The 12,574-nt window shown below is 39.5% G+C and carries 9 protein-coding genes; 6 read left to right on the top strand and 3 right to left on the bottom strand.

Going from position 1 to position 12,574, the window contains the following annotated elements; all coding sequences use genetic code 11:
* Positions 1-2,187 (bottom strand): DNA polymerase III subunit alpha (dnaE, locus tag GCCT14_RS02205; RefSeq protein ID WP_157952492.1); only part of this gene is annotated, 2,187 nt, incomplete at its 3' end.
* Positions 2,184-3,509, bottom strand: coding sequence for an MFS transporter (locus tag GCCT14_RS02200; RefSeq protein ID WP_108624051.1), 1,326 nt, complete (start codon positions 3,507-3,509; stop codon positions 2,184-2,186). The genes dnaE and GCCT14_RS02200, both read right to left, overlap by 4 nt.
* 146 nt (positions 3,510-3,655) lie before the next feature.
* Between GCCT14_RS02200 and GCCT14_RS02195 the strand changes: the two genes are divergently transcribed.
* The 6 genes from GCCT14_RS02195 (at position 3,656) to lepB (ending at position 10,425) form a co-directional block, all read left to right on the top strand.
* Positions 3,656-5,110 carry an RnfABCDGE type electron transport complex subunit D gene (locus GCCT14_RS02195; RefSeq protein ID WP_157952491.1) on the top strand — a complete coding sequence of 485 codons (1,455 nt, stop codon included), beginning with the start codon at positions 3,656-3,658 and terminating at the stop codon, positions 5,108-5,110.
* Positions 5,092-5,916, top strand: coding sequence for an NADH:ubiquinone reductase (Na(+)-transporting) subunit C (gene nqrC, locus GCCT14_RS02190; RefSeq protein WP_108624049.1), 825 nt, complete (start codon positions 5,092-5,094; stop codon positions 5,914-5,916). The genes GCCT14_RS02195 and nqrC overlap by 19 nt, the downstream gene beginning before the upstream one ends.
* The gene (locus GCCT14_RS02185) at positions 5,913-6,557 is read left to right on the top strand and encodes an Rnf-Nqr domain containing protein (RefSeq protein ID WP_108624048.1); all 645 of its coding nucleotides are present in this window, start codon (positions 5,913-5,915) and stop codon (positions 6,555-6,557) included. The genes nqrC and GCCT14_RS02185 overlap by 4 nt, the downstream gene beginning before the upstream one ends.
* Positions 6,558-6,567: 10 nt before the next feature.
* The gene (locus GCCT14_RS02180; protein WP_157952490.1) at positions 6,568-7,209 is read left to right on the top strand and encodes an Rnf-Nqr domain containing protein; all 642 of its coding nucleotides are present in this window, start codon (positions 6,568-6,570) and stop codon (positions 7,207-7,209) included.
* A 215-nt stretch (positions 7,210-7,424) separates the two neighbouring features.
* Positions 7,425-8,510: a cation:proton antiporter domain-containing protein gene (locus GCCT14_RS02175; protein ID WP_108624046.1), complete on the top strand. Its 1,086-nt coding sequence runs from the start codon at positions 7,425-7,427 to the stop codon at positions 8,508-8,510.
* Positions 8,511-8,655: 145 nt separating this feature from the next.
* Complete coding sequence (lepB, locus tag GCCT14_RS02170; RefSeq protein WP_192875478.1) at positions 8,656-10,425, top strand: signal peptidase I; 1,770 nt, start codon at positions 8,656-8,658, stop codon at positions 10,423-10,425.
* Here lepB and GCCT14_RS02165 read toward each other — a convergent pair.
* Positions 10,344-12,574, bottom strand: a 2,231-nt coding sequence (locus GCCT14_RS02165; RefSeq protein ID WP_108624044.1) for a class I tRNA ligase family protein, incomplete at its 5' end; no start/stop codon positions are given. The genes lepB and GCCT14_RS02165 overlap by 82 nt on opposite strands.

Genomic DNA, 12,574 nt, shown 5'->3' with positions numbered 1-12,574 from the left:
TTGTTCCTGATAAACGACAATTCCGTAGGTTTCTTGGAGAATTGGCTTTAAATCTGGATGATCAAACTCTATGCTCTCTCGACCATGTTTTCTTTCTATAAAAGACGGTATCATCTGCATAGGCCCAGGACGATACAGGGCAAGTACAGCGATAATTTCTTCAAAACAATCCAAATGTAGATTCTGCGATAACTCTTGCATGCCAGCAGACTCCATTTGGAAGATTCCAAATGTCTTACCTTGATTTAACATGGAAAATGTACGCGTATCATCGAGAGGCAAATCCTCCCAATCAAGTGAAACGTTCAATTGTTTATGAATATTCTTTACAGCATCTTGGATGCATGACAATGTCTTAAGGCCCAAGAAGTCCATCTTGAGCATTCCTAATTTCTCTATGGGTTGCATTGAAAACTGAGAAACAGGTAGATCTGCACCTTTCGGCTTACACAGTGGTATATTTTCAACTAAGGGATTGCCAGAGACAATAATTCCAGCTGCATGAACGCCCATATTACGAATTGATCCTTCAAGCCGACGTGCGATCGAGAATAGATCAGATATACGAGGATCCTCCTTCATGCGCATCTTTATGACTTCGGAATGTAGCAAGATATTCTCCAAGGTCATTTGTAGATCGTCAGGTATATGCCTCATAAGAGCGTTGACTTGAGATAACGGAATCGCCAAAACTCTCGCCACGTCTTTGATCACCATTTTTGCCTTCATGCGACCAAATGTAATGATATGAGCAACTCGATCAGCACCATACCGATCGATCATATAGCGAATGACCTCTCCTCTCCTATGCATGCAAATATCTACGTCAATATCTGGGAATGAGGGCCTTTCCGGATTTATAAACCTCTCAAATAGAAGATTAAAACTTAATGGATCTATGTTGGTAATTCCAAGCAAATAGCAAACAATTGACCCAGCACCTGAACCACGACCTGGCCCAACAGGAATCCCTTCTTTTTTTGCCCAAGAAACAAAATCAGCAACAATGAGAAGATACTCTGTCAATCCCCTAGAAATAACGACTTCTAATTCGTAATCTAATGATGAACGAATCAACTTATCAAGATCCCGATTAGGAAATTTTTCACGAAGCCTTTCTAAGGTTCTACCAGTATAACGTTGTGAAACTGCTTCATGAGTTCTCAACTTCAAGTATTGCTTACAAGATTCCTCTCGGTCCTTAGCGGAGATATCAAAACTTACATCTGGAGGAAAGAAAATAGGATAATGTTTCGTCTCGCAATCAAAAGAAAAATTACACCTCTCTGCGAGTTTTTTTGTATTAGAAATAGCATCTGGATAATCAATGAAAAGATCATGCATTTCTTGAGGCGATTTGAAGTAGTACTCATTTGACGGATAAACGAGACGTTTTGGATTTTTTCTTCTTCCATCATCCAAAAAAATAGGTTCCCCAGATCCAATATTAATCAGAACTGAATGAGCTTTCCAATCCTCTCTATCTAGATAATAACAAGGGTTCGACGCGACCAAGTCAAGAGAGTACTTAGACGAAAGTTCAGCAAGTCTATTATTCAAACAAATCTGCTCACTCATCCTCTTTTGATAAAGATCCTCAACCCAAGTTTCCTCAAAAAAATTTTGAGTCTCACTAATGTTTTGAATAGTTAAGTTTTGAATTTGAATGAATACTGATTCACGTCCAAAAACATTAATCCACCATTCCAACTCTTCAAATTGTTTATCGAAAGAAGACTCTAAAATAAATCTAGCAAGACGACTCCCTGGAGCTCCAATCATTACAATTAGACCTTCATGATATTTCTCAAGAGATTCCCTATCCATCCTAGGAACGTAGTAAAAGCCTTCCAAATGGCTTAATGAAGTCAATGCTGAAAGATTACGAAATCCAATCTCGTCTGAAACAAAAAGCGTACATGAATAATAATTTGGTTCTTCCACAAGTTTCTGCTTCACAAATCTTGATTTAGGAGCCAAGTATCCTTCTAATCCTACAATAGGCTTAATATTGGACAATTGACATCGTTGAACGAAGTCAAAACTTCCACAAAGGTTACCTTGATCAGTGAGGGCAATTGAATCTAATCCATAAGAGACAGCCTTTTCAACAAGTTGGTTTATTGAAGAAGTAGCTCGCAAAATGGAATATTGAGAATGTAGGCTTAGCGGCACCCAAGGCCTCATTTTTGATTCTCCTCTTTACCAGCAAACTCAACAAAAAGAATTGGGGAAAGACAAAATACTGACATTAAAGAGCATCCAAACAAAGCCCCAAAAAAAAGAACCCAGTTGCTTTGAGATAAAATTAAACCAAAAGGATACCCTGCGAATGCAGATCCAATCTGTGCAAAAATACTAACAAATCCATTTGCAGCACCTGAAAGATTGCTGGGCGATATTTCAGTTGCAATAAGACCAACCAACATCTGAGGGCCGAACAATGATACGCCTAAAAAAAATAATATTAGACTATTCAAAAAGTAATTTGTCACCCCGCCCAAAAACAAAAACACTAAAACGAGCATAAAAAAAAACATGAACAAAAGAGTTGTAGGCACCCTTTTCCCAGAAAACAAAACATCAGATATCCAACCTACCAACACTCCACCAAGCGCACCTCCAAGTTCAAACCAGAGAACACACGAACCAGCACGAAAATAATTATATTGTTTTTGATCGATAAAAAAAAATGTCAACCAATCATGTAATCCTATTCGTAATGAATAAATGAAACAGTAAGAACAACCGAGCAACCAGATTTTACCGCTAGAAATTACCTCACGAAATAGATGACGAACAATACCTTTATCACTTTCTTTGGGAGAAGAAACATCATGTGGGTAAAGGCTGAGCAGAGACGGAAGGCCAACTGAAGAAGGATGTTCACGCAAATGATGAACTAACCAAAAAGCCCCAAAAAATGAAACGATAGCAGGGACAAAAAAAATCGCCCTCCACCCAATTAGAGATCCGATTGCGGTATAGATAATTGGAACAATAGCACCAGCAATATTATGCGATGTACTCAACAACCCCCACCAACGACCCTTTTCTTTTGGAGGGAACCAATTTGTCAGGCATCTTGCACAATTTGGCCAACCTGTCCCCTGAAACCACCCATTCAATCCCCAAAATAAAATATATAAATAAAAAGATGAAGACACGCCGAAGCAAAAATTACAAATTCCTGTAACAAGCAGTCCAAAAGCCATAAAGTAACGAGGATTAGATCTATCACTCAAAATGCCATTTATAAATTTTCCTAATCCGTAAAGCAATGACCAAGAAGTCGCGATCAATCCTAGATCTGAAGCCTGTAAATGGAGTTGATCTCTCATAAGAGGCGCGGCAAACGCAAAACCACAACGGGCAAAAGAAAAAAGAACGTAACCAAAATAAAGGGAAAAAAAAATACGCACCCTCCAAGCAAGATAGGAGCTTCGTTGCTCCTTGGATACCTCGATAGAATCCGATCGATCTGATACAGATTTAAATATCCAAAACATTCAATTATTCTCCGAGACTCAAACGAAATTTATGCATTGAGCTTAATACAATCTTCCTTTATCGAGCCTAACAATGAAACTTCTGAATTCTTATCCATAAAACTAATAAAAATGCATACGTGCCATGCGGCGTAAGGCTTCAACATATGGGCAATGAAGAGGCAAATTCTTCTCCACAAAAATTACCTTTCGTATGCAATGTTCACAACTTGGATCATTGGATTCGTCTCCTGTTAATCTCTTTGATTCCTCCTACACTTTTTGGGACATGGGCAGTTGGAGTATATTCTTTTGTTTTCGCAGAAAAAGACCTGAATGTCCTGAGGGAGTTTTATAATTCTACTCTGAGCCTGACAGGTTACATGAAATTCTGCTTTCAAATGCCAAGGGCAATGAGGATTGTTTCAGCTGGAGTCAGTTGCCTTGTTCCAATTATTTTCACATCTTGTCTTTTTTCTTTTATTACTGATCGAATTTTCTCTAATTGGAGAAAGAGGGCTAAATCTAACTGGTGGATCGTAACTGGCCTGCTTTTTGCACTAGCGATGCCTCCAACTATTCCTATTTGGATGGTGGCCGTAGGTATCATTTTCGGAACAATATTTGGAAAGGAGATTTTCGGCGGCACCGGGATGAACATGTTCAATCCGGCACTTGTTGCTCGTTGCTTTTTGGTTCTTTCTTTTCCAGGAAATTTTTGTGGAAACGTCTGGATCGCGCCAACTGTTCGATCAGTCCAAGCATCAATATTATCAATGGATGCGCTTCAAAACAGTGATACGGTCAGTGATGCAATCTCTGGAGCTTCTCCTCTGGGCCAACTAGCACTCACAAAAGAAGTACTGAAAGATCACCTTGAAGCTATCGCGTATTATATTCGACCAGATTTGATTACACCGTCAGGAACTTGGAAGAATATTTTTAATCGATGGTCAAGGCTAAACAAAATTTCTAAGTCATTTGATCAATTGTCAATTGTGGAACTTGAATCATTCCTCACGTCACATCCAACAAATTTCGGCCTTGGATTGGATAAAGAACGATTCATCCATACCATTCATATGGCAAAACTTTACTTAGGAGAGCCACCATACACAACTCTATCCCTTTTGATAGGCGCAAGACCAGGTTGCTGTGGTGAAGTAGGCCTCATAGGCCCTTTAATCGGTGCCTTTATTCTCCTTTGGAACCAAATTGCTTCAGGGTTAATTATGGTTTCGATTTGGATTAGTGCATGCCTATCTTTCTTAATCTTCAAATGGATTGCTTCTATCCAACAAGGCACTGATATGTACGCGAAATATGTCATCCCACTACAAGTTCATCTGATGACAGGAAGCCTTGCGTTCGGATCAATTTTTTTTGCAACAGATCCGGTCTCTGCCCCTTGTGATCGATTCGCGAAAATAATTTACGGAGGGTTGATTGGGTTCTTGATTATTTTGGTTCGTTTGAAAAGTAGCGCGTTTAAAGAAGGAGTTATGTTTGCAATACTAATAGGAAATGTCTTTGCCCCAATTCTAGATATAATTGCACTCGAGCTGCGACTCCTAATTAAACGTTACCGTAGTAGGAGAAGCGAATGGATAAAGAATCAATAAATAATTCTTTAGAAATAAAAAAAACATTCATATTAACCGGAATTATATGTGTTGGAAGCTCTCTTCTACTATCTTTCACAGCACTACTTCTTAAACCGATTCAAGATCGTTCTATAGAATTCGACAAAAACAAAGAGCTATTGATTGCCGCTCGCATAATTGACCGTGAAGGAAGTTTAATAGGTGACAATTCCAATAAGCCAACTACTGAAAAAGAAATTTTAAACATTATTCAATCCAGAATCCTAACTAGACTAGTAGATGAAGAAGGTAATCTACGTACATTTCAAGAATCAGGTCTTCAAGAAAAAGAGTACCTCGAACTTGGGGAAAGAATTGGGTTTCATTCTCTCCCAAAAAAATTAATATACCTTCTTCTTCCTCCTCCAGAAAAAAATTCCCGACAACCAGAAGCTTTCATTATTCCAGTCCGAGGTAAAGGTCTTTGGGGTCCAATGGAAGGATATCTATGCTTGGAAGAAGATTGTAATACTGTTAGAGGAGTCACCTGGCACAAACATCAAGAAACACCGGGGTTAGGGTCATTCATTTCAGACCCTAAATGGCAAAGCCGCCTCATCGGAAAAAAAATTTTTCTTGTAAAAGGAGGAGAGCATTCCCCTTTAGGACTCTATGTAGTTCAAGGTGGGGTCGAAAATCAACTTTCCACATCCACTAAAAAATATTCCTCTGTGGATGGCGTATCAGGTGCAACTCTAACTGGTATTGGAGTTACACAAGCCTATCAGACTACTTTGGAAGCTTATCGAACTTTTTTAATGAAACAAAAGGATGCATCAAGATGAGCAATCAAAGTCATAAAACTTTCTTTAGGGAAAAATTTCTATATAGAATCAAAAAATTTTTATTTGCAGATCATCAAATTTTTGTTTCACACCTAGGAATTTGCTCAGCACTTGGAGTAACCAACAAGCTAGAAAATGCCTGGATAATGACTCTAGGCCTCTGTTTCATCGCATCTATGTCAGTTGGTTGCGTATCGCTTCTTCGCAAACATATCCCAGATTCTATGAGATTAGTCTTACAAATGGTGATTATTTGCACATTTTGCCTATTAACCGAGCAAATTTTGAAAGCATTCTTATACGAAAAATATAAGCGACTTTCCATCTACATAAATTTAATTGTTACCAATTGTATTCTTCTTGGACGATGTGAGTCATACGCAATGTATCACCCGCCTCTTTCCTCTATGTGGGACGGATTGCGCGCTGGCATACAGTACGGATCAACACTTTTGATAGTTGCTTTTATTAGAGAATTATTTGGAAATGGATCTGTCCTCAATCATCCCATTCTGCCAGAAACTTGGTATGCAACCATCACACACCCCAGCCGAATACAAAATATTGGAGCTCTTCTGCATCCTGCTGGTGCGTTTTTCGTATTGGCAACGGTTATGATGTTTGCAAATAGAGATTCATAGAGGAACAAGCATGCAAGACACTACGTCAAGTCATTCCCTTATACTCCTATTTTTTAGAGCAGCCCTGTTGAACAATTACATCTTGGCAAAATTTTTAGGTGTATGCACCTGTCTGGCTTGTTCGGATTCACTAAAAAAGGCAAACGCAGTTGGTTTCTCCGTTTTTCTTATTATGACAGTAAGTAATTCTCTTAATTGGGTTATCTATAATAATTTCATACGCAAGGGAGCTTTGTCCTGGATCCCCATTGAAGAGGCAAAAACTATGGACATGAGCTACATAAATTTTCTTGTATTGATCTCTTTGACGTGCGGAAGCGTACAAGTGCTAGTCATTCTATTGGAGGCTATAGCGCCAAGGTTAAGCAGCTCTATAGGCGTCTATATGAGGTTGCTTGCAGTAAATTGCGCGATTCTTGCCGCCTGCACAAACAGCCTTGAGGAAAACCATACCATTTCAGAGCACTTATCATACCAAATGGGAGCGGGATGCGGTTGGTGGCTAGCTGTCCTTCTGTTAGCAGGCCTCCGCCAAAGGGCGCGCATCTCTTCCCCTATTCCTCAGGCTAAAGGAACTCCCATATTGTTCGTAATGATGGGACTGACTTCAATGTCCTTTGCAGCTTTTTCTGGCCTAGATCTCTCAAGCTAAATTAGGAAAGAATAAAAAAATCACAACTCAAAGCAACAAACTAATAACGATCATAGTAACCTAAGGTATAAGGCTGTTTGTAGGTCTGAGAAGGAACTCCTCTACAAAATGATCAATTAGCAGGTGTTAGAATACGACTACTGAAACTTGATCGATAGTCTTAAGTTATCGCGAATCTTCGCCTCTAACGAAAACGAGAGAAAAGGTTTCCATCTATGTTACTGATAATGGTCTACTCTTCTTTGTTAATGTTTGGTTTTGTATTTGCACAAACATTGATAGACCCAGAAATGAACTCGATTCGAGAGACAATCCACGAGCTTGCCTCTTTCTGCCTCGCGTACATAATGATTGGGGTAGGAATCGAATTCAATCTTCCTAAAAAAAATACAAAACGGGACCACATCTTAGCGATATTGGGATCTGTTTTACCATGGGCTTTCTGTTCCCTATTTTTCTTTTTTGCCTTTCCTCGCTCAGAGAAAATGTGGTGGAAAAGCTGTATTCTTTTGGGTTGTTTTGCAGCTCCTACGTCTGCAGGTATCCTTTTTTCTATGTTAGAAGCCGGGGGCCTTTCTAAAACTTGGGTGTTTAAAAAAGCAAAACTTCTAGCGATCCTTGATGATCTCTACACCCTTGTGCTCTTGATCCCGATACGATTGCTAAACTTCGGGTTTTCCCCGCTTTTCTTCTTAACAGCTTCTATTATCCTAAGTCTATTTGCGCTGGTTTGGAAAGCAAGTAATCGATTGCATTTTCCTCATTCGAACCCGTTCAAGGTTTGCTATGCGATTTTGATCACGTGTATATGCCACATACTGTTCAAGAACGGTGTGGAGCTAGATGTCCTGGTACCAGCTTTCACACTAGGAGCTCTGATAAAGGAAAAACACGACGAAAACAATGCAAAACACGAATGGATTGACAACACAGCAAAGAGCTCATTCATGCTCCTTGTGGGCGCATCAATGCCACCGATGTTACATCTTCTCTTTCATCAGGGGAACTTTTGGAAGATTATTATTTACACACTGATTGTTACGCAAATGGCGAACTTGGGGAAATTGGTGTCAGCGCTGTTTTACTCAGATGAAGCGCCTTGGTCTCAAAGAATGGGTCTAGCAGTATCTATGCTACCACGAGGAGAAGTCGGAGCCGGAATATTAATTCTTGCTTCAAAAGCCGGTATCAAGGGAGCTCCGGCAGCAGTAGCAGTTCTATCCCTGACTTTGAATCTTTTACTAACTGGATTTTTTACTCAAATTGTTTGTAAGCTTTCTAAGAAAGAGAAAAATGCATAGTTTCTTAGTCAAAATCGTATTCCTAAAGAGTTCAGATATATCCTGCATCGATTTCTCACTTGTGAGGACTAGGGATTAAGCTTTGCCTATGTTGTTTTACTTGCTTGAAACGTATCGCCTCTATCGATCCTTCGGAGAGGCCTACATGTACTTATCTCAGGCATCAGCCTGGTTGAAATTCTGGAAAAAGAGAATTCCTGATAAAGTTTCCAAAGAAACAGCGCATAGTCTTTCGCTTGCCTGTTCGAGGCTAGCACATCGGATCTCTACAAATAAAGAAGGTCACACATTCGAAACGCAAGAAGTTGCTATACAGCTGAAAAAAGCTGAGCGTTCACACGTTTCATTTTATATTCGAACGGCTCCTAGTAAAATCGCTTCTATTCTGCTTACTTTGGTTGGCGTTTTTCTGTTTCGTACACTTTTATTGGAAACATACCGCGTCCCCACGGGGTCAATGAGACCCACTATCAAGGAAAAGGATCATCTTCTTGTTTCAAAGACTGCTTTCGGAATTAACAACCCGTACTCTTTTTCCTATTTGATGTTCGATCCTAAAAAACTACGAAGAGGAGATATCGTCTCATTTTCTTGCGAAAACCTAGATGTTCCAGATCCAGACATGTTTTTTCTTGGATTCTTAAAAATGAAAAAACGTTTTGTCAAAAGGTTGATGGCGAAAGGAGGAGATCGAGTTTTTTTCGATTCTGGAAGGGTTTATGTTCTAGATAAAAATGGAAAAAATCAAACTCTTCTTCCTGAAACATGCCCGCACGAATATCTTCCTATGATTCACTGGGGCGGAAGAGTGAAAAGACGAACCGCACGAAGTGATGACGTTGAGATACGATACTTTAATCAACCTTGGTGGGAAGCAAATCACGATAGGTCGGCGAGGGGTAAGCTGAACTGCATCGGACCAGGTGATCAATTCCCATGGGGGATGGATCGTATTGCAATGGTTAACCTTCGTAAAACTAATACATTTGGATCGAAAGACACAACCTGGAGGCTAGACTTACATCACCATCCAACTCCACATATTGGGCCTTTTCGAGTTCATGACACCTTTAGTCCATTTTTTGTCTACAAGACATCAATTGATCTGACAGAAGCTCAACTTATACGCATCAAACAGGCTCTATATACATCCCGTTTTGTTGTAGAGAATCAACATGTCAAAAAGTATAACGCAGAAAGCAGAGAAACTACGCTTTTTAAAGATATTCCAGATGGCACTTATGACTTTTTTGAAGGGAAATGTTTTAAGGTTGGATTATTTGGAAACCTCTCTGCTTTAGAAAAATATCATCCCCTTTACCACTCTGAAGAAAGATTTCTACATATGTTCCGAAAAGGAGTTCACTGGGAGACGGATCAATCTGAGAGAATTCCACTTCGATTTGCATACTTCAGATATGGCGATCTTTACGTTATGGGGAAACCCGTTCTGTTTAACGGAGAGCCAAACCTTACCCTCTTTCTAGAAAATGAAAAAAAGCGATCTGAGGAGAGGAAAGGTTACATTCCATTTCTTCCGCAAAAATCTCCACTACTGCCGTCCGGTGAACTTGATATACCATTCATGGAAGAACACGGACTAGAAGTTCCTGAAGGGCACCTGATCCTATTAGGGGATAATCACGTTGGGAGCAGTGACAGTAGAGATTTTGGGTTTGTTCCAGAGAAAAACATCCAAGGATCATTACTTTTCTTTTTTTGGCCTCAGTCATCAATTTTTGGTCAAAGGCTGTCGCTCTCTCAAATTACACCTAACATGTATGGACTATCACTTTGGATGGTTATACTGGCTATTTATATGCTAAGAGTTTTTTATGTAGTGCGTTTAGGGAAGAGATTACTAGAAGATAAACCTTGGCTTGAAGCATTTGAAGGAGATGAATGTTCTAGTTGAAGCATGAAATAAGAGTCGCCTTCAAGCGCATCTATTGGATCAAAAACTTGTTCTTGATTCACCCAAACGATATCTTCCAAAAAACAAGACTGTTGTAAAAACTCCCTTTCGCTTTCTAAAGATTCACGGGCAAATTTATTTGCGAATACAAGAGCACGAGCAGGCTCTCCTTGTGAGAGCCCGTGTTTTTTTCTTGCTAAATTAATTTTGCTGACACACTCTCTCACAACACCTTCTCTCAATAAATCGTCAGTTAAATTAGTTTCAAATGCGATAGAAAAATCTACACCTGATTGAACCTCGTTTCCTTCAAAGGCTCTTTGCTCAAGAGAAACTTCGTCTCTGTTAACTGATATCACATCTCCTTTCACTTTCAATGAGATCTCTCCGTTGCTCTGTAGTAGAGCAATCTCTTCTGCTGGAAGATTCTCTAAAATTGGCTTAACTAACTTGACAGTTGAACCTAGTCGCTTGCCTAAAAGCTTAAAGTTAGGTTTAACAACGTAAAAACTCAACTTCCCAGGGGCAACCACTATCACTTCTTTGACATTTAACTCAGACTTAATCAATTCGATATATTCACTTAATAAAGCAGCCTCATTAGCTGTTTCTAAAATAACAGCCTTTAGAGGCTGTCTAACACGAATCTTGATCTTTTTTCTTAAGCTATGACCACTTTGAACTACCTCACGAATAAACTCCATTCGTCTTTCTAGATCAGGATCTCTTTCCATTGGAACTGGAAATGAAGTCAAATGCACAGAACAATACCCTTCTCCCTCACTAACAAAGAAATTGATCGCTTCTGAAAGGAAAGGCATTATAGGAGCCATCAAGCGAGCGAACTGCAACAAAACTGTTCGCAAAACCCCCAAAGAAGATGATCCAGAATCTTTTTTGAATCTCAATCTTGAAAGTCGGATGTACCAATTATTCAAATCATCAACGAATTCTGGAATTCGATCTGTAGCTGAAAAAAGGTCATACTTATCTAACCCGCTACTAACACTATTTAAAAGCAACGCAAAACGAGAAAGAATCCATCGATCGAGAATATGCTGAGAGTCAACAATTCTAGAAAACACAGTGTATTCACCTTTGTGTTGTATGAAAAATAGTAGTGCATTGCGAAATGGAACCACCACTCGACGAGAAATCGATGCAACTCCGTCTTCCGAGAAACACAAACTTTCTGATTTTACAGCCACACTTCTAAGAAGATAGAGCCTCAACGAATCTGCCCCATGCTTGCGAATGAGTTCTTCTGGATCAGGGTAATTTTTCAGTCTCTTCGACATTTTATTACCGTCTTCCGAAAGGATGATCCCGTTTACAATTACATTACGAAACGCTGATCGATCGGTTAGAAGAACACTCAAAACGTGAAGCGTATAAAACCATCCTCGTGTCTGATCGATCCCCTCAGCGATGAAATCAGCTGGAAAGATCTCTTCTAAAGCGATATCACGAAATGGATAGTGACTTTGAGCGAATGGAACAGAACCAGACTCAAACCAACAGTCAAATACAGCGTCTATTCTTCTGAATGTTTTACCTTGGTCAACAAACGAAATTTCGTCCAATTTATCACGATGAAGATCGTCTGGAAGATTACCAGCATATTTAAAAAGATCAGATCGGCTACCCATGACACGAATTTCTCCATCATCGGAACGCCAAACAGGCAATGGATTCCCCCACACCCTATTTCTACTAATTGCCCAGTCACGAGCTTGAGACAACCAATTCCCAAATCTTCCTTTCTTAATATGCTCAGGAAACCAATTAATTTGTTCATTAGCCTTTAGAAGCTCATTTCGAAACGGTTCAACTGACAAGAACCAACTTTCTGAAAGACGGTATATTAAAGGTGTATCTGACCTCCAGCAATGTGGATAGCGATGTATAATTGGAAACTCTTTGAATAGGATCTTTTTCTCTAACAAATGTTGCCTAACATCATCCTCTATATCAAAGACATGGCGACCTGCAAAATCTGGAATCTCATTTGTGAATAGACCTGCCTCTGATACTGGACAAACGGGTTCAATGCCATTTTTCTGACAAGTTAGAAAATCTTCTTCACCAAATCCAGGTGCGGCATGCACTATTCCTGTTCCTTCTTCATCTGATACAGAAGAAGAAGTCA

The sequence above is a fragment of the Candidatus Similichlamydia epinepheli genome, from assembly GCF_003056015.1.
This window is presented reverse-complemented; position numbering and strand designations above follow the sequence as displayed.

Excerpts from the sequence above, each read along its gene's own strand:
- nqrC (WP_108624049.1), top strand. The coding sequence starts at position 5,092 with ATGGATAAAGAATCAATAAATAATTCTTTAGAAATAAAAAAAACATTC.
- GCCT14_RS02195 (WP_157952491.1), top strand. The coding sequence starts at position 3,656 with ATGGGCAATGAAGAGGCAAATTCTTCTCCACAAAAATTACCTTTCGTA.
- GCCT14_RS02185 (WP_108624048.1), top strand. The coding sequence starts at position 5,913 with ATGAGCAATCAAAGTCATAAAACTTTCTTTAGGGAAAAATTTCTATAT.
- lepB (WP_192875478.1), top strand. The coding sequence starts at position 8,656 with ATGTACTTATCTCAGGCATCAGCCTGGTTGAAATTCTGGAAAAAGAGA.
- GCCT14_RS02175 (WP_108624046.1), top strand. The coding sequence starts at position 7,425 with ATGTTACTGATAATGGTCTACTCTTCTTTGTTAATGTTTGGTTTTGTA.
- GCCT14_RS02200 (WP_108624051.1), bottom strand. The coding sequence starts at position 3,509 with ATGTTTTGGATATTTAAATCTGTATCAGATCGATCGGATTCTATCGAG.
- GCCT14_RS02180 (WP_157952490.1), top strand. The coding sequence starts at position 6,568 with ATGCAAGACACTACGTCAAGTCATTCCCTTATACTCCTATTTTTTAGA.